26 protein-coding genes are annotated in these 24,218 nt (G+C 64.7%); 14 read left to right on the top strand and 12 right to left on the bottom strand.

The annotated features are described in order from the left end of the window. Positions 1-425 (bottom strand): amidase family protein (locus tag B8784_RS21180; RefSeq protein WP_267890008.1); only part of this gene is annotated, 425 nt, incomplete at its 3' end. Between the two features lie 125 nt (positions 426-550). Here B8784_RS21180 and B8784_RS21175 point away from each other — a divergent pair. The 13 genes from B8784_RS21175 to B8784_RS21115 all read left to right on the top strand — a co-directional run bounded on the left by B8784_RS21175 (position 551) and on the right by B8784_RS21115 (position 13,682). Continuing rightward, entirely contained in the window at positions 551-1,930 is a 1,380-nt protein-coding gene (locus B8784_RS21175; RefSeq protein WP_084400059.1) for an L-serine ammonia-lyase, read from the top strand. Positions 1,931-1,996: 66 nt separating this feature from the next. Then, entirely contained in the window at positions 1,997-3,061 is a 1,065-nt protein-coding gene (locus B8784_RS21170) for an MBL fold metallo-hydrolase (RefSeq protein WP_084400058.1), read from the top strand. Positions 3,062-3,425: 364 nt separating this feature from the next. Next, positions 3,426-4,298 carry a signal peptidase I gene (lepB, locus tag B8784_RS21160; RefSeq protein ID WP_084400056.1) on the top strand — a complete coding sequence of 291 codons (873 nt, stop codon included), beginning with the start codon at positions 3,426-3,428 and terminating at the stop codon, positions 4,296-4,298. 84 nt (positions 4,299-4,382) lie between these two features. Further along, on the top strand, positions 4,383-5,537 hold the full coding sequence (locus tag B8784_RS21155) for a GNAT family N-acetyltransferase (RefSeq protein WP_084400055.1): 1,155 nt from the start codon (positions 4,383-4,385) through the stop codon (positions 5,535-5,537). 214 nt (positions 5,538-5,751) lie between these two features. After that, entirely contained in the window at positions 5,752-6,309 is a 558-nt protein-coding gene (locus tag B8784_RS21150) for a histidine phosphatase family protein (RefSeq protein WP_233356275.1), read from the top strand. A 73-nt stretch (positions 6,310-6,382) separates the two neighbouring features. Further along, entirely contained in the window at positions 6,383-6,631 is a 249-nt protein-coding gene (locus B8784_RS21145; protein ID WP_084400053.1) for an exodeoxyribonuclease VII small subunit, read from the top strand. A 10-nt stretch (positions 6,632-6,641) separates the two neighbouring features. Beyond that, complete coding sequence (locus B8784_RS21140) at positions 6,642-7,526, top strand: polyprenyl synthetase family protein (RefSeq protein ID WP_084400052.1); 885 nt, start codon at positions 6,642-6,644, stop codon at positions 7,524-7,526. Positions 7,527-7,571: 45 nt separating this feature from the next. Next, positions 7,572-9,494: a 1-deoxy-D-xylulose-5-phosphate synthase gene (gene dxs / locus B8784_RS21135; RefSeq protein WP_084400051.1), complete on the top strand. Its 1,923-nt coding sequence runs from the start codon at positions 7,572-7,574 to the stop codon at positions 9,492-9,494. An 85-nt stretch (positions 9,495-9,579) separates the two neighbouring features. Further along, the gene (locus tag B8784_RS21130) at positions 9,580-10,188 is read left to right on the top strand and encodes a hypothetical protein (protein ID WP_084400050.1); all 609 of its coding nucleotides are present in this window, start codon (positions 9,580-9,582) and stop codon (positions 10,186-10,188) included. Between the two features lie 75 nt (positions 10,189-10,263). After that, a complete protein-coding gene (locus B8784_RS21125; RefSeq protein ID WP_143435669.1) occupies positions 10,264-10,911 on the top strand; it encodes a tetratricopeptide repeat protein in 648 nt (215 codons plus the stop codon). Between the two features lie 73 nt (positions 10,912-10,984). Continuing rightward, a complete protein-coding gene (locus B8784_RS21730) occupies positions 10,985-11,137 on the top strand; it encodes a hypothetical protein (RefSeq protein WP_158085780.1) in 153 nt (50 codons plus the stop codon). A gap of 105 nt (positions 11,138-11,242) precedes the next feature. Then, positions 11,243-12,988: a class I adenylate-forming enzyme family protein gene (locus tag B8784_RS21120; RefSeq protein WP_084400048.1), complete on the top strand. Its 1,746-nt coding sequence runs from the start codon at positions 11,243-11,245 to the stop codon at positions 12,986-12,988. A 10-nt stretch (positions 12,989-12,998) separates the two neighbouring features. Beyond that, positions 12,999-13,682 (top strand): DUF938 domain-containing protein, encoded by a 684-nt coding sequence (locus B8784_RS21115; protein WP_084400047.1) that lies wholly within the window; start codon positions 12,999-13,001, stop codon positions 13,680-13,682. Positions 13,683-13,698: 16 nt separating this feature from the next. Here the strand turns inward: B8784_RS21115 and B8784_RS21110 are convergent, their stop codons facing one another. The 10 genes from B8784_RS21110 to groES form a co-directional block, all read right to left on the bottom strand. Continuing rightward, positions 13,699-14,685 (bottom strand): zinc transporter ZntB, encoded by a 987-nt coding sequence (locus B8784_RS21110; RefSeq protein WP_158085779.1) that lies wholly within the window; start codon positions 14,683-14,685, stop codon positions 13,699-13,701. Next, positions 14,682-15,113: a hypothetical protein gene (locus B8784_RS21725; RefSeq protein WP_158085778.1), complete on the bottom strand. Its 432-nt coding sequence runs from the start codon at positions 15,111-15,113 to the stop codon at positions 14,682-14,684. Before B8784_RS21725 ends, B8784_RS21110 begins: the two co-directional genes overlap by 4 nt. Before the next feature lie 50 nt (positions 15,114-15,163). Then, entirely contained in the window at positions 15,164-16,672 is a 1,509-nt protein-coding gene (locus B8784_RS21105) for an acetyl-CoA acetyltransferase (protein ID WP_233356274.1), read from the bottom strand. 134 nt (positions 16,673-16,806) lie between these two features. After that, positions 16,807-17,226, bottom strand: a complete 420-nt coding sequence (locus tag B8784_RS21100) for a GFA family protein (protein WP_084400045.1) — start codon at positions 17,224-17,226, stop codon at positions 16,807-16,809. 20 nt (positions 17,227-17,246) lie between these two features. Then, positions 17,247-17,579: a zinc ribbon domain-containing protein YjdM gene (locus tag B8784_RS21095; RefSeq protein WP_084400044.1), complete on the bottom strand. Its 333-nt coding sequence runs from the start codon at positions 17,577-17,579 to the stop codon at positions 17,247-17,249. After that, positions 17,576-18,205, bottom strand: a complete 630-nt coding sequence (locus B8784_RS21090; RefSeq protein ID WP_084400043.1) for a CoA transferase subunit B — start codon at positions 18,203-18,205, stop codon at positions 17,576-17,578. Before B8784_RS21090 ends, B8784_RS21095 begins: the two co-directional genes overlap by 4 nt. Beyond that, positions 18,205-18,942 (bottom strand): CoA transferase subunit A, encoded by a 738-nt coding sequence (locus B8784_RS21085; RefSeq protein WP_084400042.1) that lies wholly within the window; start codon positions 18,940-18,942, stop codon positions 18,205-18,207. Before B8784_RS21085 ends, B8784_RS21090 begins: the two co-directional genes overlap by 1 nt. A 66-nt stretch (positions 18,943-19,008) precedes the next feature. Continuing rightward, a complete protein-coding gene (locus B8784_RS21080; protein WP_084400041.1) occupies positions 19,009-19,626 on the bottom strand; it encodes a YceI family protein in 618 nt (205 codons plus the stop codon). A 339-nt stretch (positions 19,627-19,965) separates the two neighbouring features. Then, positions 19,966-21,618, bottom strand: coding sequence for a chaperonin GroEL (groL, locus tag B8784_RS21075; RefSeq protein ID WP_084400040.1), 1,653 nt, complete (start codon positions 21,616-21,618; stop codon positions 19,966-19,968). Positions 21,619-21,680: 62 nt separating this feature from the next. Further along, entirely contained in the window at positions 21,681-21,968 is a 288-nt protein-coding gene (gene groES, locus B8784_RS21070) for a co-chaperone GroES (RefSeq protein ID WP_084400039.1), read from the bottom strand. Between the two features lie 302 nt (positions 21,969-22,270). On the opposite strand from groES, the gene B8784_RS21065 reads away from it, so the two are divergent. Further along, positions 22,271-22,540, top strand: a complete 270-nt coding sequence (locus tag B8784_RS21065) for an usg protein (protein ID WP_084400038.1) — start codon at positions 22,271-22,273, stop codon at positions 22,538-22,540. A gap of 133 nt (positions 22,541-22,673) precedes the next feature. Here the strand turns inward: B8784_RS21065 and B8784_RS21060 are convergent, their stop codons facing one another. Continuing rightward, on the bottom strand, positions 22,674-24,167 hold the full coding sequence (locus tag B8784_RS21060) for an alpha/beta hydrolase (protein ID WP_233356273.1): 1,494 nt from the start codon (positions 24,165-24,167) through the stop codon (positions 22,674-22,676). Positions 24,168-24,218: the final 51 nt, after the last annotated feature.

Raw genomic sequence — 24,218 nt, 5'->3', positions numbered from 1 at the left:
ATTTCGCGCCAGCGTGCCGCGAAGACGCCGTCTTCCTCCGGCGCGTAGCCCTCGAAGGCGCGGCTGCCATAGAAGCTCGGCGCGCCTTTCCAGTCCATCAGGTCCTTGATGAAGGTCGGCACGCCCCCAAACGTGCCCTCGGGGCTTTCGGCGGCGCGGCTTCGCGCCTGGTCATAGATCTTGGAGGCAATCGCATTGATTGACGGATTGACCTTTTCCGCCCGTGCTATCGCGGCGTCGGTGAAGTCCAGAGACGAGATCTCGCCGCCCGCGATCAGCTCGGCCATGCGCACCCCGTCCATCGTGGCCGATGGTGTCGATGACGCGGTCAGCCCCCGGCTCGGCGCACAGGCCCCCGCAAAGGGCAAGAGCGCGGCGGTGGCGGCGGACCCGCGCAGCAGGGCGCGGCGGGTAAAGTCGGTCATGATGTATCTCCTCCCGGGTCATTTTCTTTTGCTTGCGGGCAGGGACGCTGCACCCGGCTTGCCGGGAAAGCAAGCGCGGGCTAGCCCTGTTTCAAGTCTTCCCCTCCTGTTGCGTCTGGCCGCCCATGCTTTCTGTCCTCGATCTCTTCCGCATCGGCCTCGGGCCATCGAGTTCGCACACCGTCGGCCCGATGCGCATTGCGCGGCGTTTCCTGCAGGTCGCCGCCCGCGCCGGCAAGCTGACGGGCGCCACCCGCATCCATATCGAGCTGCAGGGCTCGCTCGCGTTGACCGGGGTGGGCCATGGCACCGACAAGGCCGTCATCCTGGGCCTGATCGGGATGCAGCCGGAAACCGCCGACCCGGAAGAGGCCGAAGCCCGCTTCCGCAGCATCGTGCGGGGAAAACGCATCCAGCTCGCCGAGGGGCCTGAGATCGATTTCAACCCGGTCAAGGACATCGAGTTCAACACAGAGACCGTGCCCGAACTCCACCCCAATGGCATGGCGCTGCACCTCTATGCCGGGGCAGGCGAGCCGGTCTTCTCGCGTACCTATTTCTCGACGGGCGGCGGCTTCATCGCCTCCAAGGCGCAGATGGAAAAGCCGGTGAAGGGCGACCTGGTCGACAGCGCCCGCGGCGCCCCGCACCCCTTCGACTCGGCTGAAGAGCTGATCCGGCAGTGTAAAGCGCATGACTGGCGCATCGACGAGCTGGTCCTGCTCAATGAGGATGCTCGCCGCGCCCGCGAGAAGACGCTGAAACGCCTCGACAAGATCGCCGAGACGATGATGGCCTGCATCGAGCGCGGCCTCTCGCAGAGCGGCGTCCTGCCGGGCGGGCTCGAGGTCAGCCGCCGCGCGCCGGGCCTCTATGAAAAGCTCAAGCACCAGCATGGCTCGAACGAGCGCGAGCAGCTGTTCGACTGGCTGAACGTCTATGCCATGGCGGTAAACGAGGAGAATGCCGCTGGCGGACGGGTCGTGACGTCTCCGACCAATGGCGCCGCCGGGGTGATTCCCTCCGTGATTCGACACTATTGTTGCGAGGATGGCGTGCTCGATCATGCCAAGGCGCGCCGCTTCCTGCTGACGGCGGGCGGCATCGGGCTTCTCTACAAGCAGCGCGCGTCCATTTCTGGCGCGGAAATGGGCTGCCAGGGCGAGGTCGGCGTGGCCTGTTCCATGGCCGCCGGCGGGCTGGCGGCGATCTGGGGTGCGGATGCCGAAACCGTCTGCGTGGCTGCCGAGATCGGCATGGAGCACAATCTCGGCCTGACCTGCGATCCGGTTGGCGGGCTGGTCCAGATCCCGTGCATCGAGCGCAACGCCTTCGGGGCCGTGAAAGCGGCCAATGCCGCGCGCCTCGCCCTGCACGGCACCGGCCAGCACAAGGTCAGCCTCGACCAGGTGATCGAGACCATGCGCCAGACCGGCATCGACATGTCCTCGAAGTACAAGGAGACCAGCACGGGCGGGCTCGCCGTTAATGTCGTGGCCTGCTGAGCTGGCATGATCTCTTGACCCGCGGTCAATCTTGGAGCGGCCCCCGCGCCATGCGATGATCCGGATATGGATGGTTTTCAGTCGAAGACGCCCGTCAAAGCCGGGCTCGAATATCCCTTTGATTCCGTGCCGGAAACAGGCGACACGATGGAGCTGCTGCCGGGGCTCCACTGGGTGCGCATGCCGCTGCCCTTTTCGCTGAAATGGATCAATCTCTGGCTTATCGACGATGGCGAGCCGGGCTGGACCATTGTCGATACCGGCATGCCGCTGGAAGACACGAAAGGCGCCTGGCGCCAGATCTTCGAGGACAAGCTGGACGGCCGGCCGGTCTGGCGGATCATCGTCACCCATATGCACCCCGATCATGTCGGCAATGCCGGCTGGCTGTCGCGCAAATTCCCCGGCGCCCGGCTGTGGATGTCGCGGCTGGAATACATCTCCTGCCGCATGCTGGTCGCCGATACCGGCCGCGATGCCCCGCAGGAGGGCATCGATTTCTACCGCGCCGCCGGCTGGCAGGACCATCATATCGAGGAATACAAGCGCAAGTTCGGCGGATTCGGGCGCGGGGTCAGCCGCATGCCGGATGCCTATCACCGCCTGGAAGAGGGCGCCCGCATCCGGCTCGGCGGACATGACTGGACGGTGCTGATGGGCAAGGGCCATTCGCCCGAACATGCCTGCCTCTACAGCGAGAGCCTGAACGTGATGATTTCCGGCGACCAGCTTCTGCCGCGCATCTCGTCCAACGTGTCGGTGCACCCGACGGAGCCAGACGCCAATCCGCTGGAAGGCTGGATTGCAAGCTGCCGCAAGCTGAGAGGCGCCCTCGCCGAGGATGCGCTTGTCCTGCCGGCCCATAATGAGCCGTTCCGCGGCGCTCACACACGCCTCGACCATCTGATCAACGGGCACGAGACGGCGCTCACCCGGCTGAAGAAGCGTCTTCAGGAGGCGCCGAAACGCGCCGTCGATGTCTTCGCGGTGCTGTTCGGCCGCAAGATCGGGGACGATCTCATCTCCATGGCCACCGGCGAGGCGATTGCCCACCTCAACTGCCTGATCGCACGCGGACAGGCCACCGTCACGCGCGATGCCGACGGCGTGGACTGGTACCGCACGCTGTAAGCCCCATGCCCCTTTCGGGCCTGCGATGAAATTGAGGTCGCCTTATTCCTGCCCCCGGGCTAGGTTTCGCTGTCTTATTGCCTGGCCCGGAGACAGCCTTGACCGAATTCTGCCTTACAGACGGGCCTGAGAAGCCCACTATGTCAGGGCGCGACATCATGGCCGGGCCGCCTCATCTGGCGCCTGCGGCGGGATCGGTCTACAGGGCAGGAATGGCAGCCGCTGGCGAACAGCCTCTTGACCGGATGCACGCCGCCCCTCAAAGCCTTGGGGCCGATCGGCGCGCATGCCTGCGCGTCAACACGTCAAACATAACGGGCAGGGCAGCCGGGCTGCCAGCCATGGAACAGCCGTCAAAGTTGATATGAGCGATACCTCCCAGACTTCCGACGCGTCCGAGGAAAAGCGGTCGCTCAAGGACAAGATTCTCAAGGAATTGCGGGAATGGGCGGTCACCCTCGCCATCTTCATTCCGGCCTTCTACATGTTTTCCTTCCTCGTCTATGAGCAGCGCGTCATCCCGTCGGAGAGCATGGTGCCGACCCTGCAGGTCGGTGACCGGGTCGCGGTCAACAAGTTCGCTTATGGCTATAGCCGCTACAGCCTGCCCTGGGGGCTCTGGCGCATCATTCCCGATGGCGACGGCCGGGTCATGGGCGGCAAGCCCGAACGCGGCGATGTCGCGGTCTTCATGCACCCGCACACCGACCGGGTGATGATCAAGCGCATCATCGGCCTGCCGGGCGATGAAGTGCAGATGATCGACGAGCAGCTCTATCTCAATGGCGAGCCGATCCAGCGCGAATTCGTCCGCCGCATCGAATATGTGCCGCATGGCGCCAATTTCACCGAAACCGCGCGCGAATACCGTGAGACGATCGACGGTCATTCCTGGCTGAGCCACCAATGGCAGCAGGGCCCGGACCAGATCCGCTCGCTCGACACCACACCGGTCTTCCAGGTGCCGGAAGGCCATTACCTCTTCATCGGCGACAATCGCGACAATTCCGAGGATGGCCGCTCCACCACCGGGCACTGTCCGCCCAATGAGCAGGGCGTGATCGACCGGGCCGGCTGCGAGCTGCCGCGCGGTGTCTCGCCGGAGAAGGCCTCGGTCGGCTTCGTGCCGTCGGAGAATCTGATCGGGCGGGCCGATACGGTCCTGTTCTCGACCTATTCCTGCGACCGGGCCAATGCCGAGCCATGCATGAAAAAGCGTCTCTGGCGCGGGCTCTAGGAAGAATTCCCTTATTGCGCGAATGTGGCGCAGTCCTTGCACGATAGCTGGCGACCTCCGCCGAGCTGATCAGGGATGGCACACATGAATTTCCGGCTGCTGCGCCTCGACCAGATGACCGACGATCTGTGGATCGCGTTCGACCGGCTGCGCGATGCCCGCGCGATCTATGACGACCCGTTTCTCGATCCGGTTTTCGCCCGTCTGGTGGCCGAAGTGCGCGCAGACACCCGTTTCGGTGTGGCCTTCGAGGGCGGCGAGCCGGTCGGCTTCTGGCCGCTTCACCGGCGTCCCGGCGCCTGGGCAAGGCCCGTCGGCGGGCCGTTTTCCGACTGGCACGGGCCCGTCCTCTCCGAACACACGACCCTGACGCCGCACGCCTTCCTGAAGGGGCTCGGCCTGCTTGGCCTGTCGGCCTATGGCTGGCTGCCGCAGGTGGCCGAAAGCGAAACGCGGCTGCGATTCGCGGGCGCCAACATGACCGCGCTCGACGGCGACTGGGAGGGCTTCATCGCCAACCAGACGCAGCGCTGGCCCAAACACTTCAAGAAGATGCGCCGGCTCGGCCGCAATCTTGAGCGGGATTTCGGCGAGGTGGAATTCCGCTTTGACGATGCCAGCGACGAGACGTTCGAGCTGCTGATGGCCCTCAAACGTGAGCAGTTTCGTCGCACCGGGCGTCACGATGTCCTGGCCCCGCGCTGGGCGCAGGCACTGCTGGAGCGTCTGCGGGCCGCGGAAGGCCCGCGCTTCCGGCTGCGCCATGTCAGCCTGTATTTCGACGGCCAGCACGCCGCCAGCGAGCTGCTGCTGCAGTCCGACAAGGTGATGCATGGCTGGATCACCGCCTATGAGCAGGCTTTCGCGCAATATTCGCCGGGCAATATCCTGGTCCAGATGATGCTGGAGACGATGGCCGCCCAGGACGGCCCGCAGATCTACGATGCCGGGCCAGGGCTCGATCATTACAAGCGCCATTATTCGAACTACCAGCTGCCCGTCGGCTCCGGCGTGGTGCGGGCCCGTGAGCTCGCCTTCCGGCCGGATCGTCTGCTCGGGCAGGCCTGGCGAAGCGGCGAGCGCCTCAGCCCCGCGCGTCTGGCCCATCTCATGACGCAGTCGCGTCGCCGGCTGGACCAGATCTGCCTGGCCGAGCTTACCCCGCTGCGGCGCCTCAATGGCCTCGGCAAGGCGTTCGGGCGCACGGCCGCCGCGCTGGAAAGCGCCGATACGGACTAGGCGGGATGCCGGGCTTGCCTTTCATCCGTGTCCGCCCCAGCTGCCTACGCAGCAAAAGAATTGAGTCCGGCCCGCAATCCCTCTAAGCCGCTAGTCCGGTTGAGAATGCGGATCAGACCCGGCAGGGTCGGTTCGAGGGGTAATGGCTAGGCAAATGTGAACCATGACTGGCGGCGAGACTGACAGACAAAATCCTGCACGCGGGCCGATCATCGTGTCACGTCATGGCCGTCCGGCGCTCGACCGCCGGGCCGGGCCGCGGCTCGACTGGCGCGAATACCGCGACTGGTGGGACCGCTATGAGGCCGGCAGCCTGGCCCACGACCAGGTCGTGCCCGAGAATCTGAAGGCGGCGGTCAGGGATGCCGACATCGTGCTCAGTTCGACGGCGCCCCGCGCCATCGAGACGGCGATGATGGCCAGCGGCCGCGAGCCGGAGACACATCCCGTCTTCTGCGAGGCGCCGCTGCCGCCGCCGCGTTTCCGCAACCGCAAATACCTGCCCAAGACCTGGAACGTGATCGCGCGCACCGCCTGGCTCTATGGCCACAGCCTCGACGGCGAAAGCAACAAGCAGGCCCGCGAACGCGCCCGCGCGGCGGCAGAGCGGCTGCATGAGGCCTCCACCGAGGGCAAGGTCTATCTGGCCGCGCATGGCTGGTTCAACCGCATGCTGCGCCCGGCCATGGCGCGTCTCGGCTGGGTCTGCGTGCGCGATGGCGGCGACAAGTACTGGAGCTACCGGATTTACGAATATCGCGGCAAATCCTGAGCCTCCGCCATTGTGAAGCCTGCGGTACCTGCGTAGGGTGCCGCTTTCATTCAAAAGCCGCGGGAGCTGTGGAATGGCCGGCAAGGCGTCCGACGCAATTGACGAGATGAGTTTCGAAGCCGCCCTCAAGGAGCTGGAGGAGATCGTCCGGCGCCTGGAAGCTGGCGATGTCGAGCTCGAAAAGTCCATCGAGATCTATGAGCGCGGCGCCAAGCTGAAAGCGCACTGCGAATCGCGCCTGAAAGCCGCCGAGCTCAAGATCGAGCAGATCGTGCAGGGCGGCGACGGCAAGCCGCAGACCGAACCCGCCAGCTTCGACTGAGAGGGTCGGCATGGATTTCGAAAAGCGCCTGACCGAAATCGCTGACAAGGTCACCGTTGCGCTTGATCAGCTCATCCCGCCGGCACAGGGGCCCGAGGCCAATCTGATGCGTGCCATGCGCCATGCCGCGCTCGCCAATGGCAAGCGGATGCGCCCCTTCTACGTGATCCAGACCGGCGCGCTGTTCGAGGCCGACGATACCGCGCTCTTGCGCGTCGCCGCCGCGCTGGAATGCGTCCACACCTATTCGCTGGTGCATGACGATCTGCCATGCATGGACGATGACGATATCCGCCGCGGCCAGCCGACCGTCCACAAGGCGTTCGATGAAGCCACCGCCGTACTGGCGGGCGATGCGCTGCTGACGCTGGCTTTCAAGATCCTCGCGGGCGAGGACACCCACAAGGACCCGGCGGTGCGCACCCGGCTGATCGAGCGCATGGCCGATGCGGCCGGCGCGAAAGGCATGGTCGGCGGGCAGATGATCGACATGCTGGAAGACGAGGCCCCGCGCGACCTCAACACCATTACCCGCATGCAGCGGCTAAAGACCGGGGCGCTGATCTCATACTCCGTCGAATCGGCGGCAATTGTCGGCAATGCCAGCGACGGGGCGCGCCATGCGCTCGCCGGCTTTGCCCAGGATCTCGGCCTTGCCTACCAGATCGCCGACGATCTGCTGGATGTGACGGGCGATCAGGAGGTCGTCGGCAAGACGCTCCGGCGCGACGAAGCGGCCGGAAAAGCGAACTTTGTGACGGTTCTGGGCGTTGATGGCGCACGGGAACGGGTGCAGTTGCTCGCTGCACAGGCCAAGCAGCACCTCGCATTTTTCCGCGATCGGGCCAATATATTGCTGCAATCTGTGGATTATGTTCTCGACAGAACAAGATAAATATCAGTCGAGACGAAAAAAGCGTCCCCGCGAAAGGACCATCTGATGACCCTCCCCGCAAAAAACCGCCTTCTGGACAGCGTGACGATTCCGGCTGATCTGAAGGGGCGCTCGCGAGAGGAGCTGAAGCAGCTGGCCGACGAAGTGCGCGCCGAGATGATCGATGCCGTCTCGGTGACCGGCGGCCACCTCGGTGCCGGGCTCGGCGTGGTCGAGCTGACCGTGGCGATCCATTCGGTCTTCGACACGCCCGACGACAAGCTGATCTTCGATGTTGGCCACCAGTGCTATCCGCACAAGATCCTCACCGGGCGGCGTGACCGTATCCGCACGCTGCGCCAGGGCGGCGGGCTTTCCGGCTTCACCAAGCGCGCCGAGAGCGAGTATGACCCGTTCGGCGCCGCGCACGCCTCGACCTCGATTTCCGCCGGGCACGGCTTTGCCAAGGCGCGTGACCTGCGCGGCAAGGACAACAAGGTCGTCTGCGTCATCGGCGACGGCGCAATGTCGGCAGGCATGGCCTATGAGGCGATGAACAATGCGGGCTCTGATGCCAGCAACATGCTCGTCATCCTGAACGATAATGACATGTCCATCGCCCCGCCCGTCGGGGCGATGAGTCATTATCTCTCCAAGCTCGTTTCCTCGCGCTCCTATCGCGGCCTGCGCAAGTTCGCCAAGAACATCGTCAAGCCGATGGGCCTCGCCAATCAGGCGCGCAAGGCAGAAGAGTATCTGCGCGGCTTCGCCATGGGCGGCACGATGTTCGAGGAACTCGGCTTCTATTATGTCGGCCCGATCGATGGCCACGACCTCGATGTGTTGCTGCCGGTTCTGGAAAACTGCAAGGCGATGCAGACCGGCCCGGTCCTGCTGCATGTCGTCACCCAGAAGGGCAAGGGCTATGAGCCGGCCGAGAACTCCGCCGACAAGTATCACGGCGTCGCCAAGTTCAACGTCGTCACCGGCGAACAGCAGAAGTCCAAGCCTGGCCCGCCGAAATACACCAAGGTCTTCGCCGACAGCCTGATCGCGGAAGCGCGCAAGGATGACCGTATCGTCGGCATCACCGCCGCCATGCCGGGCGGCACGGGCATGGACCTGTTCGAGAAGGAATTTCCGGACAGGATGTTCGATGTCGGCATTGCCGAGCAGCATGGCGTCACCTTCGCCGCCGGGCTTGCCGCCGATGGCATGAAGCCCTTTGCGGCGATCTATTCGACCTTCCTGCAGCGCGGCTATGACCAGGTCGTCCACGACGTGGCGATCCAGAAGCTGCCCGTGCGCTTTGCCATCGATCGCGCCGGGCTTGTCGGTGCCGACGGGCCGACCCATGCCGGCAGCTTCGACATCGGCTATCTCGGCGCACTGCCGGGCTTTGTCTGCATGGCCGCCTCCGACGAGGCCGAACTGGCCCACATGGTCCGCACCGCTGTCGAGATCGACGACCGGCCAAGCGCCTTCCGCTATCCGCGCGGCACCGGCACGGGCGTCGCCATGCCGGACACCCCGCAAGCGCTTGAAATCGGCAAGGGCCGGATTGTCCGGGAAGGCACCAGCATTGCCATCCTCTCCTATGGCGCCCGCCTGCAGGAGGCTCTGAAGGCCGCTGACATGCTGGCCGCGCAGGGGCTGTCCTGCACGGTCGCCGATGCGCGCTTCGCCAAGCCGCTGGACGAGGAGCTCGTCAACCGGCTGGCGCGCGAGCATGAAGTGCTCATCACGCTGGAAGAGGGCGCCCGGGGCGGCTTCGGCGCGTTCGTCCTGCAACACCTCGCCGAGGTCGGCGCACTCGACACCGGGCTCAGGATCCGCACCATGTGCCTGCCGGACATCTTCCAGGACCAGGACAAGCCGGAACTCATGTATGAAGAGGCCGGCCTGGATGCCCGCAGCATCGCCGCCCGCGCCATCGAGGCGCTCGGACGCGGCAATGTCCAGGAGATCGACCGGCTGGCACGCGCCTGAACTGCCTTACATTTCGGTAACTGCCTAGCCCGCGGAATCGGCTCTCTATAGGGTCCGGCCAAAGCAGACTGACTGGAGGTAGACGATGTGGCGTTCCTGTTTGGCCGGGCTGTTTTGCCTGGGCCTATTTGCCTGTGAGACCGCGCCGCCGCCGGCGGTAGAACTTACACCGGCCCAATTCGACCAAGCGATAGATGAGGCGAAGGCCGAATCGCATCCCTGGCTGACGATCCAGTCCCTGAACGAGACCGTCGAGACGGCGGCCCTGTCGGACGAGCAGCGCGCGCGCCTGCTGTTCGAGCGCGGAACCGCGCGCCGTCAGGCCAGGATCAATCTTCCCGGCGCGGTCTCCGACTTCCGCGAATCGCTGAAACTCGCCCCGGACTCGCCGGTGGCCGCGAACGCCAGGACCGAGCTTGGCTATGCCGACGATGCCTGGGGCGCGGCGGCCGGCCGGCTGGAAGGGCTGCAGACTCTGCCGGAATGGTTCGATGACATGGTCGCCACGGGCGAGCTTGAGGCCGCGGTCGAACGCTATCGCACCTCCGAACTGGCGCCGACACAGGAGCAGGCGGAGCTGCTCGTCGCCGCCGGCTATCTCTGCCGCGAGGGTGATGATGACGACTGGACGCTCGGCCAGGACAATGAGCACCTTGAAAAGCTCGGCTGGTGCGAAAATCCGGGTGTTTCCTGAAAACAGTCACATTCTCGCCGCGTGGGCCGGATTAGGTTAGGCGCGTAGAGACAACACATCATTGGGGAAATTGACATGATCCGATCAATTCTGGCTGGGGCGAGTGTGCTGATCCTGGCAAGCGCTTGCGCGTCGTCAAATCCGGCTGACACGGTCGCGCCGACACCGTCTGCGCCGGAGGCCGGCCAGTCCAAATACGACCTCGCCATGGGCACGGTGAATTCGCTGGTCGATGCCGGCAATGAGCAGACCGCGATCGACCGGCTGACCCAGCTTCTCGGCGATCCCGGCATGAGTGACGAGCAGATGGCCGAGACGCTGATGAAGCGCGCCGCCCTGCGTTATGGCGCCGGCAGCGATGTCGACGGTGCCGTCGACGACCTCGAGGAGATCGTGAACGAGTATCCGGGCAGCGCCGTGGCCGAGCAGGCCGCGACCCTTCTCGAAGAGGCCTCGGCCGAACAGGCCCAGCTCGAAGAGACGCTCGACACCGAGGCCCTCTCGCCGATGGAGCGTTTCGAGATCCTGTTCCGTCTCGGCCGCCACCAGGCCGCCTCCGACCTGATGCTCGCCGGCGCCCTGGAGCCCGACAACACCTATGTCCTCGACATGTACCAGATGGGCTATCTCTGCGATGGCGACGAGCTGGCCGGGCCGAAATTCGAACTGGTCGAGCCCGATGGCACCGCCCGCACGGTGCAGTTCTGCGAACTCGGCAAATAAGTCGATATCCGGCGTGTAGGCTGGCACACACCTTGCTCCATTCCTTCTCATTCAAGGGGAAGGAATGGAGCCCATGCGGGATTTTATCGTGATCGCTCTGGCCGCGCTGGCCTGCTTTGCGGTGATGCTGCTCTGGCCCGTCCCGGCAGACGAAGCCGGCAGCGAGATGCTGGCGCCCGCTGTAGACACTCCGGCACAATCGGCCTCTCTCCAGCCGGCAAGCTGACGTCGCGTCGATCTGTCATGAAATTTCACTTGTGAAGCTCTTTCTTCCGGGCGGCGCTCATGGTTGATTGCCGTTGCAACGACACAAAGCATCCGGAGGAGAAGTATGGCAGCGGATACAGAGGCGTCCTGGCCGGTCATTTCGATCGATGAGGCCAATCGCATGATCGCCGCGCCCGGCACACCGCTCGCGGTGGGCGAGGGCGTCATCGATGGCGTATCGATGAAGTACTATCCCGAAGCCCCGCCGACGCTGCGCTTCGTTCTCGAGGCCTCGCGCATGCATGGCACACGCGACTTCCTGATCTATGAGGATGAGCGCGCCACCTTCACCTCGCACTTCAAGGCCGTCAGCCATGTCGCCAATGCGCTGGTCGATAAGTTCGACGTGCAGAAGGGCGACCGCGTCGCCGTCATCATGCGCAACTATCCGCAATGGTCGGTCAGCTTCTTCGCCGGGCTCGCCGCCGGGGCGATCGTCACGCCGATGAACTCCTGGTGGACCGGGGAAGAGCTCGAATACGGGCTGAAGAATTCCGGCGCCAAGGTCGCCATTGTCGACCCGCAGATCTTCGAGCGCGTGCGCGAGCATCTCGACGACCTGCCGGACCTCAAATCCATCATCATCGCCCGCGAGACCGAGGAAGAGCGCAACGATCCGCGCGTCCACAATTTCGAGAAGATCGTCGGCGAGCCGAAGGACTGGGCCGGGCTGGAAGACAAGGCTCTGCCGGAGATCGAGATCGGCCCCGATGACGATGCCACGCTGATGTACACCTCCGGCACGACCGGCAAGCCCAAGGGCGCGCTGGCGACCCACCGCGCGGTCATCTCGAACTTCCTCAACTCGATGAGCTGCCAGGCGCGCATGTTCCTGCGCCGCGGTGAGGCCGTGCCCGAGCCGGACCCGAACGAACAGCGCGCGACGCTGCTCTCGATCCCGTTCTTTCACGCCACCGGCTCCTTTGCCGTGCTCATCCCGACGCTGCTGCGCGGCGACAAGATCGTCTCGATGTACAAGTGGGACGCCGACAAGGCGCTGCCGATCATCGAGCGGGAAAAGATCACCACGATTGGCGGCGTGCCCGCCATTGCCTGGCAGGTGCTCGAACATCCCGACCGGGAGAAGTATGACCTCTCCTCGATCCAGGTCGTCTCCTATGGCGGCGCCCCGTCCGCGCCGGAACTCGTCTCGACCATCAAGAAGCGCTTCCCCGAAGCCGCGCCCGGCAATGGCTGGGGCATGACGGAGACCTGCGCGACGGTGACGCTGAACCTCGGCGAGGACTATGTGAACCGGCCCGACAGCGCCGGCGCGCCGCCGCTCGCGGTCGATCTCAAGATCGTCGGCCCGGATGGCCAGACGCTGCCGCCCGGCGAGGTGGGCGAGCTCTGGTGCAAGAGCCCGTCCAACTGCAAGGCCTACTGGAACCGGCCTGACGCCACCGCCGAAACCTTCCATGAGGGCTGGGTCATCACCGGCGATCTCGCCCGCCTCGACGAGGAGGGCTTTCTCTATCTCGTCGACCGGGCCAAGGACATGCTGATCCGGGGCGGGGAGAACATCTACTCCATCGAGGTCGAGCATGCGCTCTACGACCATCCGGCCGTGATGGATGCCGCTGTCGTCGGCATCCCGCACAAGGTGCTGGGTGAGGAAGTCGGCGCCGTCGTCCAGCTCACGCCTGGCAAGAGTGTGACCGAGGATGAGCTGCGCGCGCATGTCGCCAGCCAGCTCGCCGCCTTCAAGGTGCCGGTCGAGATCCAGTTCCAGACCGAGCCGCTGCCGCGCAACGCCAATGGCAAGATCCTGAAGCCGGACCTGCGGGGCCGCTTCAAGGCTCGCAGCTAGGAGGCCCATTATGGGCGAGGACAGGGACGATATCGGCAGCCGCGGCAAGTCGGTCGCGCTGGAACAGCGCAACACCGGGGTCGACGGCCGCCGTTTCTCGCCCTCGGTCGCGCGAAATGCCGGGCCGATCGGCGATGTCTTCGCCGCGCACATGCCGCTGGAAGGCCGCGTGCTCGAGATCGCGTCCGGCACAGGCGAGCATGGCGCGCTGATGGTGGAGCGGTTTCCGGGCCTCGCCTGGATCTATTCCGACATTGACGACATGAGCCGGGCAAGCCAGGCCGCCTGGGTGCAGCACGCCGGGGCGGACAGACGGCTGTCAGGCCCGCTCGAGATCGATGCCAGCCAGCCCGGCTGGGGCGAGATCGAGACAGCGCCGCCGCTTGAGGCCATCTTCTGCACCAATATGGTCCACATCGCCCCGTTCGCGGCTGCCGAAGGCCTGATCGCCGGGGCAGGGCGGCGGCTCGCGCCGGGCGGCAAGCTGTTTCTCTATGGCCCGTTCGCGCGCGAAGGCGAGATTGCGCCGTCCAATGCCCGTTTCAGCGAAGACCTGAAGCGCCGCGACCCGTCCTGGGGCGTGCGCGACCTTGACCGCGACATCCTCCCGCTGGCTGCGGCGGCTGGCCTCTCGCTCGAAACCGTCGTGGACATGCCGGCCAATAATCTCAGCGTCATCTTCCGCAAGGACTAGGGCCGCCACGCAGGCTTCAGAGCCAGCGCATGCGCCGGAACAGGAAGAAGAGCGTCACCGTCAGCCCGCCCATGCCGAGGCAGAGCAGGGTGAAGGCGAGCGGGCTGCCGACACCCGGCATGCCGCCGACATTCACACCGAACAGGCCGGTCACGAAGCCAAGCGGCAGGAAGATGGCCGAGATGATGGAGAGCACGAAGAGGCGCTGGTTCATCCGCTCGGAGCGTTCCTCGATCAGCTGCTCCTGCAAGACCATGGTGCGCTCGCGGATCATGTCGAGTTCTTCGCCGATGCGCGTGACCCGGTCGGCAATCTCGCGCAATTGCAGGGTCTGGCTGGCATCGAACAGGTGCTGGCCTTCGCGGCTTATATGCGCGAGCGCCTCGCGCTGCGGGATGATGTAGCGCCTGAGCGTCAGCACCTTGCGCCGGAAGCTCGCCAGCGCCGTCTTGGGCAGCGTGGCGCCCGGTTCCAGCAGTGTGTCTTCATACTCATCGGCCTGTTCGTCCAGTTCGCTCACCACCGGCTCGATCCGGTCGGTGAGCCGTTCCGCCAGCTCGGCGAGGATGACGCCGTTCGAGGCCGGCACCTCGCCGGCCATGATGCGGTCGCGCAAATCCTGGGCGGCCTTGATGTGGAAGGCGCGCAGCGAAACGATCACCTCGGCCGTCATCCAGATGCGGATGGCGATCATGTCTTCCGGTTCGGAGCCCTCATTGAGGTTCACTCCGCGCAGATTGATCAGCAGGCCATCGCCATGCGCCAGGCAGCGCGGGCGGGTATCCTCCTGCAACAGCGCGTCGTCGATCACCTCGTCGATCCCGCTCGTCTCGGTCAGCCACTGGCGCACCGCCGGCGACAGGCGGTTGAGATGCAGCCAGCGGCGGCCTGTGGCCGGCGCGGCCGGGCCGCTCGACACCTCCGCCCAGTCCAGCCGCCGCACACCCCCGGCCTCGTCGAATTCGAAACCGAAGATCAGGGGATTATCGACCGTCTCGTTCACCGGTTCCGCTGCTCCATCGCGACATAGCCGATGGCCTCGATCCAGCCGATCACATCCTCGCCGACGCCTTCCCGGCGCAGGAATTCCGAAAAGGCCGGGACGAAGTTGCGCGGCTCGCCGCAGAGGCGGATCGCGTCATTGAGTTCCGGCATGACGATGCGGTCGAAATCCTGCGCCAGCGCCTCGAAATCATCGATCATCGTGGCCACGCGGATCGCGGTCAGCGCATTGGGGCTTTCCACCTGTCCGGAGATGTCGCGCAGGGCCTGTACCGTGCCGCTGTGAGAGCGGGCAAAGCGGGTCAGGATCTGGTCGGTCTTCCACTCGATCCATTCCGGCGTGCAGGGATCAGGCTGTGTGGCACAGCCCGTGGCTGTCGCGAGGCTGATGGCCAGGGCGCCGGCAAGGCCGGCCAGTCGTCGTGTCATGCGGTCGCCTTCCGAGTCGTCTGTAGGGCGATGCTACACGCCGGGCCCGGTCAGGCGAAGCGGAATGTGTTGACCTGGTCCTTCGTCTCCACTGTCACCTTCAGGCCCACCGGCGTGGTGTCCTCGCGCAGGCGGTCCAGCGCTTCCGGCGCGGCCGTGGCGATGAAGCGCTTGCCCTCGGCGGTGCGCGCGAAGATGACGCCATGCTGCGGGCCCTTGCGGCCATGGACGACCGTGTAGGTCTCCACGGTGCCTTCGCTCGGCGCCTCCTCCAGCGGGACGGTCTCTGTCGGCTTGGCGGCCTTTTCCGCCGGGGTGAAGCGCTCCGGCCGGGTGGTGGACCAGACGCCGACGGCCTCCTTGGTCATCCAGCCGCCATTGGCGAGCACCAGGCCATAGCTGCCTGGATCGGTGCGCAGCGTCTCGGCCATGCTGGCCAGGCCGTGCATGGAATAATTGTTGCCGGGCCCGCCAAAGAAAGGCAGACCGCCCGTCAGCGTCAGGGCACGTTCATCTGTGAACGGATCGATGCCGAGCGCCTGTGTTGCTGAAAAGACAGCACACGGAAAGCATGAATACAGATCGAAATGGGCGAGTCCACCCGAGGTCTTTCCGGCCTGGTCGAGCGCGCGCTTGATGGCGGTTTCCATCGCCCAAGAGCCGTCGATCATCGGGCGCTCCGACAACAGGTCGTCGCCCGCCTCGCCGCCGCCATGCAGGTAGACGCGCTTGTCCTTGGCCACGCCCAGCGCATCGGCCTTCTTTTCCGACATGATGAGCACGGCTGCGCCCTGGTTCACCGCATCCTGGGCGATATGCCATTTCAGGAACGGGTCGGCGAATTCGTAATTCTCGGGCGAGGGCGTGGAGAGGAAATCCACGCTGCGTTCGACCGGGAATTGCGCATACGGGTTGTCGGCGGCCACCCTGGTGAAGGGGTGGAAGAGTTTCGACATGGCTTCGCGATGGGCCGAGCGTGTCCGGCCCTGGCGCGCGGCAATGGCATTCTCGAACATCGCATAGAAGAAGGCCGGCGCGATGAGACCGTGCTTGATTTCGGGCCGGCTTAGCATCTGGGGGCCCAGACCGCGATCCTCATAGGCGAGCTCGCTGCCATCGGCCCAGTCGATCTCGACGCCGTTCTTGCGTGCGCCCTTGGAGGCGCGGTTCGCTTCCGAGCCGGCCAGCAGCGCCACCTCCGCCTCGCCGGCATGGATGCGGGCGGCCATCTCGTTGGCGAGTGCCTGCGGGCTCTGGCCGCCGACATCGGAATAGATCAGCCGCTTGGGCGACGCGCCGAGATCGCGCGCCAGCGTTCCGGGCAGATTGGTGTTGTGGCCATGCGGATGCGGCGCGCCGGGCACCGAGTCCTCGAAGATCCGCACAAAGCTCAGCGTGTCGATCTCGCCGGCGGCGACCCCGGCATCCTCCAGCGCGGCGGTGGCGGCATCGCGCGCGAGGCTCAGCGGGGAGGGCGCGCCCTCGGCGCCATCGCGGCCATCCCATTGGCTCATCGACTGTCCTACCCCGAGGAGGACCGGCATCGCACCTTTGGCCATCTCACTTTCTCCCTTGTTCTCTGACGCCCACTGTTATTGCAGTCCCCGGCGCTTTCAATCCATGACGCAACGCAAATGGCCGCGCGATCCGGGAGGGCTCATACGCGGCACGGGCCTTATGGCTTTTCGGCTGACTACCAGGGAGAGGCGGTGCTGATCGTCATGGCCGGGCGCCGGTATTCGAAGGCGCCGACGCCGTCCCAGTCCCTGCCATTGGGATAGCGCACTTCGACGCCGTCCAGGTCTTCCGGTGCGAAGAGCTTCATGTTCACGCCAACAAGATCCGCTTCGGGATTCGCCGCCTTGAACGTTTCGGCCAGCGCGAAATGCGTGGTCGCCGCGCAGGTCTTGCAGGCATGCACTTCGACACCGGCATTCGGCTTGTCGCGGCGCATGAAAGAGGCGGTCTCACCACGCGTCCTGACACCGGCAGAGGGAAAATAGCCCCAGGCCGCGCCGACCTTGCGGCACAGGCTGCAATTGCAGTCATGGACGAAGTCCGGCCGGGCCTCGATCGTCACGCTGACCGCGCCGCACAGGCATGTTGCTGTCATTGGGCGTCTCCCGGGAGCCGTCAGGCCTTCTTCACGAACTCTGTCTTGAGGCCCATCTGCCCGATGCCGTCAATCTTGCAGTCGATATCGTGATCGCCCTCGACGAGGCGGATATTCTTCACCCGCGTGCCGACCTTCACGACCGAGGACGAGCCCTTGATCTTCAGGTCCTTGATCACCGTCACCGTGTCGCCGTCGGCCAGCACATTGCCATGGGCATCGCGCCAGACTTTCGCTGCCTCGGCGTCGGCCTCAGGCGACCACTCATGCCCGCATTCCGGACAGATGAGCAGCGCGCCATCCTCATAGGTATAGGCCGACTGGCAAGCCGGGCAGGGTGGCAGCGTGCTCAATTGACGATCTTCGCGGCGGTTTTCTCGTAGATCTCTTCGCGGGTCACGCCGGGCGCGACCTCCTTGATCTCGAGCCCGCCCTCGACGACGTTGAAGACGCCGAGATCGGTAATGATCATCTTGACCACGCCCTTGCCGGTCAGCGGCAGGGTGCATTCCTTGATCAGCTTCGGCGCGCCGGACTTGGAGGTGTGGTCGGTCACGACGATGACGCGCTTCACGCCCGCCACGAGGTCCATCGCGCCACCCATGCCTTTGACCAGCTTGCCGGGGATCATCCAGTTGGCGAGGTCGCCATTCTCGGCGACTTCCATCGCCCCCAGGATCGCCATGTTGATCTTGCCGCCGCGGATCATCGCAAAGCTCATCGAGCTGTCGAAGAAGGCGGTGTGCGGCAGTTCGGTAATGGTCTGCTTGCCGGCATTGATCAGGTCCGGGTCTTCTTCGCCCTCATAGGGGAAGGGGCCCATGCCCAGCATGCCGTTTTCCGATTGCAGCGTCACCGAGACGCCTTCGGGGATGTAGTTGGCGACCAGTGTCGGGATGCCGATGCCGAGATTGACATACATCCCGTCTTCGAGCTCCTGCGCGGCCCGCTTGGCCATGTCGTCACGTGTCCAGCTCATTACACTTCCTCCCCTGTGCCAGCCGGGCTCGTGCTGGTGTCGTAGCGCTGCCGAACCGTGCGCTGCTCGATGCGCTTTTCGAACTCGCCCTGGACGAGCCGGTGCACGAAGACGCCGGGCAGGTGGATGTGGTTCGGGTCGAGCTCGCCGGGTTCGACGATTTCCTCGACTTCCATGATGCAGACCTTGCCGCACATGGCCGCCGGCTCGTTGAAGTTGCGCGCGGTCTTGCGGAAGACGGCATTGCCGGTCGTGTCCGCTTTCCAGGCCTTCACGATGGCGAGGTCGGCGAAGATGCCCTCTTCGAGAATATACTTCTCGCCGTGGAATTCCTTCACTTCCTTGCCTTCGCCGATCTGGGTGCCATAGCCGGTCTTGGTGTAGAAGCCGGCAATGCCCGCCCCGCCGGCGCGCATGCGCTCGGCCAGCGTGCCCTGCGGGTTGAATTCCAGTTCGAGTTCGCCGCCGAGATACTGGCGCATGAACTCCTTGTTCTCGCCGACATAGGACGAGCCCATCTTTTTCACCTGCTTGCTTTCCAGCAGCACGCCAAGGCCAAACCCGTCGACGCCGGCATTGTTGGAATAGATGGTCAGATCCTTGGTGCCGGCCTCGCGGATCGCGGCAATCGAAAGCTCAGGAATGCCGCAGAGGCCAAAGCCCCCGGCGGCAATCGTCATGCCGTCGAAGAGCAACCCGTCAAGGGCGTCCGCGGCTGTGTTGTAGATCTTGCTCATGGGCGTGATCCTTACGTCGCGAGAGAGTGTGACGCAAGCCTCAACGCCTGTTGAATATTCCAAATTCTATTGCCGCATAAACTCGGCTTCGATGCTGAGATCGACCGTGCCGGCAACAGGACCGAGATATTTGTCGATGCCGAAGTCGGCGCGGTCGATGGCGCCGGTCGCGGAAAAGCCCGTGACATACGCGCCACGCAGCGTGTCGTTGGCGCCGCCATTGAAGGTGACGTCCAGCGTGACCGGATGGGTCTCGCCATGCAGGGTCAGATCGCCGGTTACTTCGCCGGTCGTCTCGCCCGTGAGCGTGATGCCGGTCGAGCGGAAGATGGCCTGTGGATAGGTGTCCGCGTCGAACCAGCCCGGGCCCATCAGCGTTTCGGCGAACGCCTTGTCCGGCAGGCTGAGGCTCGTCATGTCGACAATGGCTTCAAGCCGGGCGCTTTCCGGCGCGTCGGCGTCGAAGTCGAGGCTGGCCTCGAAGCGGTCGAACCGCCCGACGAAGTGCGAGAAGCCCATATGGCCAACCCGGAAGACCAGGGCGGCATGGCCTTCGTCGAGCGTATAGGCGCCCGGTCGAAGGGCCTCGCGCGTGGCTTTCACATCCGGCGTCAGCAGGCTGGCGCAACCGGCAAGGCTGAGGGCGAGGGCGGCGCAAGCGGCTTTCATGGCGGGAGGCGGCATGGCGGGGCTCCTGAAACGAGGTCAGTTTCGCATAAACGGGCGGATGTCACCCGCACCACAGTTTCAATATGCGTCATCCTTAATACGCGTCATCCCGGTTTTCGCGAAGCGAAACACCGGGACCCAGGGCCCGAAAGACCCGCGCCGGGACCGTCTGGGTCCCGGCGCGCCCTCCGGTTGGCCGGGATGACGGGCAGAAGAGTGTCGCGCAAAGAAAAAGGGCGGTGCCCGAAAGCACCGCCCCTGTCTGGTTCTGGATGTTGGCGTTGGCAGTCGCGCGGGCCGATGTCTCGGGCTTTGCTTGCCACTGCCGTGGCCTTCCAGGTCCGTGAGCGGACCTTAGAAGCCCATGCCGCCCATACCACCCATGCCGCCCATGTCGGGCATGCCGCCGCCGCCGGCCGGCTCGTCCTTCTTCGGCGCTTCGGCGATACCGGCTTCGGTGGTGATGAGGAGGCCAGCCACGGAGGCCGCGTTCTGCAGGGCAGAGCGGACAACCTTGGCCGGGTCGATGATGCCCATCTTGTAGAGGTCACCATACTCCTCGGTCTGGGCGTTGAAGCCGTAACCGCGATCCTTTTCCTTCAGGATGTTGGCAACGACGACAGAGCCTTCGAGGCCGGCATTCTCGACGATCTGGCGGATCGGCGCTTCGAGGGCGCGGCGAACGATGTCGATACCGGCTTGCTCGTCGGTATTGTCACCCTTCACATCGATGTGCTGGGCGGCCCGCAGCAGGGCAGCACCACCACCCGGGATAACGCCTTCCTCGACAGCGGCGCGGGTCGCGTTGAGCGCGTCGTCGACGCGGTCCTTGCGTTCCTTCACCTCGACTTCGGTGGCACCGCCGACCTTGATCACGGCGACACCGCCAGCGAGCTTGGCAAGGCGCTCCTGGAGCTTCTCCTTGTCATAGTCGGAGCTGGTGTCCTCGATCTGCTTCTTGATCTGCGAGACGCGGGCTTCGATGTCGTCCTTCGAGCCGGCACCGTCGACAATCGTGGTGTTGTCCTTGTCGATCTCGACCTTCTTGGCCGTGCCGAGCATGTCGAGGCTGATGTTTTCCAGCTTGATGCCGATGTCTTCGGAGATGACCTGGCCGCCGGTCAGGACGGCGATGTCCTGCAGCATGGCCTTGCGGCGGTCGCCGAAGCCGGGTGCCTTGACGGCGGCAACCTTGAGGCCGCCGCGCAGCTTGTTGACGACCAGCGTGGCGAGCGCTTCGCCATCGACGTCTTCAGCGATGATCAGAAGCGGGCGCTGGGATTGCACGACCTGCTCGAGGATCGGCAGCATCGGCTGCAGCGAGGAGAGCTTCTTCTCGTGGAGCAGGATGAACGGGTCTTCGAGTTCCGCATTCATCTTGTCCGGATTGGTCACGAAGTACGGGCTCAGATAGCCGCGGTCGAACTGCATGCCCTCGACGACGTCGAGTTCGGTCTCGAGCGACTTGGCTTCCTCGACCGTGATCACGCCTTCATTGCCGACCTTTTCCATGGCCTTGGCGATCATGCCGCCGATTTCATTGTCGCCATTGGCGGAAATCGAGCCGACCTGCGTGATCTCGCTGTTCTCTTTCACCTTGCGCGAATGATGCGCGAGATCCCGCACGACCTCGGCAGCGGCTTTGTCGATGCCGCGCTTCAGGTCCATCGGGTTCATGCCGGCGGCAACGCGCTTCATGCCTTCGCGAACGATGGCGTGACCGAGAACCGTGGCGGTCGTCGTGCCGTCACCGGCGACGTCATTGGCCTTGGACGCGACTTCGCGCAGCATCTGGGCGCCCATATTCTCGAACTTGTCTTCCAGTTCGATTTCCTTGGCGACGGTGACACCGTCCTTCGTGGTGCGCGGGGCGCCGAAGGATTTCTCGATGACGACATTACGGCCTTTCGGGCCGAGCGTGACTTTCACGGCATTGGCGAGGGTGTCGACACCCTTGAGCATGCGCTCGCGCGCATCCGAGCTGAATTTGACGTGCTTAGCAGCCATATCTCGTATTCCTTTTCAGATTACGTTCTGGTCTTGGTGTTCTAGGGAAGAGGGGGCGCGCCTTACTCGACGACGCCGAGAATGTCGCTTTCCTTCATGATCAGCAGGTCCTGACCGTCGACCTTCACTTCCGTGCCGGACCACTTGCCGAACAGGACGCGGTCACCGGCCTTGACCTCGAGCGGAACGACCTTGTTGTCGTCGCCGATCGCGCCTTTGCCGACGGCGATCACTTCGCCTTCCTGCGGCTTTTCCTTGGCGGAGTCAGGAATGATGATCCCGCCGGCGGTTTTCTCTTCTTCCTCGACGCGCTTCACGAGCACGCGGTCATGCAGGGGACGGAATTTCATGAGCTCTCTCTTGCTTGGTTGCGTTTCAGTTTTGCCCGGTTGGGCCACACATTTGAGACTTTTAGCACTCACTCCGGGCAAGTGCTAACGGCTTGGAATTAGGAAGGGGACGGGCTCGCGTCAACAGGCGGCAGGGCGAAAAGTGTGCACCGGGATGCCCGGTCTCGCGGGCGCCGGGGCACGCGCTGCTGGCAGCCATCAGGGAGTGCTGCTAACGTCCTGAATAAACGTATTTTTCTTGACGCTTCCGGCGCGTCTGCCACACTTCCGGTATCGGAATCAACCGACAGGAGTGTGTATGGATGAATGATAATGATTTCAGAGACCAACTGTCCGGCGGCGGCCTGCTGACCGCCGAGATCATCTATTACCGGCCGGACTTCCCCAAACTGCTGCAAAGCTTCGTCTGGCAGACCGTTGACAAGGCGCCGAAATTTCCCCGGCTGGCCGAATTTCTCGACCATTGGCGCCGCGAGATCGAAGCCGTCATCCATTCCATCAACATCGCCCATGCCGACCTGATCAAGCCGGCCGAGGTCCGCCTCGTCGGCGACGAGCTGAAACTGCACTAGCGTTCGCCGCGCCCCCGCGCTGTCAGCCCATGGCCCGTCAGGCCGACAGGAAGCGCCGCACCGTCTCGATGAAGACCTGCGAGGCTGGCTCGCGGCCCAGCAGAAGGTGGCTGTTGCTGTCCAGGCCGACAAATTACGCATCCGGAATGCGCGCCGCCATTTCCCGGCCGGACGCCAGCGGAATGCGCAGGTCGCCACGGCAATGGATGACGAGGGTCGGCACCTTCACATCCGCCAGCCGGTCGCGCACATCGATCCGGGAGAACGCTTCCAGGAACCGCACGGCATTTTCCGGCGAGGTGGTGCGTCTCTGGAACTCGTCGAACCAGGCAAGCTCCTCGGTGTTCGCATCCGGCATGAAGGTGCGCGAGAAGATGTGGCGGTAGGAGGGGTTCGCCCGGCCCCAGCCGGTCTCGGTGAGCACCATGACGGCTTCGCGTTCCTTCACCTCTTCGGGCGAGGCGAGATGGCGCCAGCCGGCCGTATACCCGCCGAACAGGATGAGATGCGACACCCGGTGGGGGTGGCGCGCGGCATATTCGATCGAGACGGCCGCGCCCTGGCTGATACCGAGCAGCGGGAAGCGCTCGAGCCCGGCCGCATCGACGACCAGTTCGAGATCCGAGACAAAGGTGTCGAAGCTGATATCGGGCACGGTCCAGTCCGACAGGCCGCAGCCGCGCTCGTCATAGCGGATGAAGTGGAAGGTGCGGGCAAGCTCGCGGAAGAGCGGGCTCCAGACAGGCGCTTCCCAGTCGAGCTCCAGGTGAGAGAGCCAGTTGGCTGCCTTGACCAGGGGCGGGTTGTCCGGGCTGCCGACACTGGCCCAGGCCAGCGACGTGCCGTCGGCCGCGCGCGCAAAGCGGATGGCCTGGCGCGGCTTTTCCAGCTGCACGACATCCTCGCGCACCGGCATTGTGGGGGCCGTCTCCACGCTCGGGTCTATGCTCATGTCCGGCGGCTCCAGGCCGGCCTCCTCGAAGCGCTGCGTCAGTTCCTCGGCCAGCGTGCCGGCTTCGCGCTCGCGCCCGAGGCGGCGGCGGGCGGCGACGGCATACTGGGCGGCCAGCGGATCGTAAGGCGCATCCATCAGCCAGCGCTCGGCCCAGCGTTCGGCGGCTTCCGGGGGCAGTGGGGGATAGACGGCCAGACGCCGGGCCAGCCGCATGCGCAGGCGGACAACTTCATTGCGCTGCTGCTCGAGCCAGATGGCGAAATTCGGCAGGTTGGGCAGTTCGCAGTCTTCCAGCAGGAGCGGACCGGCTTTCTCCCAGGCTTCTTCCAGCTCTTCCGGTGAAGCCTCGTTGCCATTGGCAATCTGGCGCACCTCATGAAAATCGATCGAGAGCTGCGGGGTATCGAGCTGGACCCGCTCGCGGTCGGCCAGCAGGCGGGTCTCCTCGCCTGCATTCACCACCCGGCGCAGCTTGCTCAGCGACCAGCGCAGCGCACCGCGCGGGTCGTCGGGGACATCCCAGAAAAGTTCGCAGAGCCGGTCGCGCCTGTGCAGGCTGCTCGAAATGGCCAGATAGCCAAGCAGCGCCCGTGTCTTGCGCGAGGCGGGCAGCGGCAGGTCTTCGCCATCCAGGCAAAGCCGCAGGGGGCCGAAAGTGTGTATGGAAAGCATCGTTTCACTCTGATCCTGCAAGAGGATACCCGCATTCAGGCCCGGATGGTC

The sequence above is a fragment of the Henriciella aquimarina genome (genome assembly GCF_002088975.1).
Taxonomy (GTDB): Bacteria; Pseudomonadota; Alphaproteobacteria; order Caulobacterales; family Hyphomonadaceae; genus Henriciella; species Henriciella aquimarina.
Note: the sequence above shows the minus strand (reverse complement) of the source record. Positions and strands in the feature narration are given on the sequence as shown.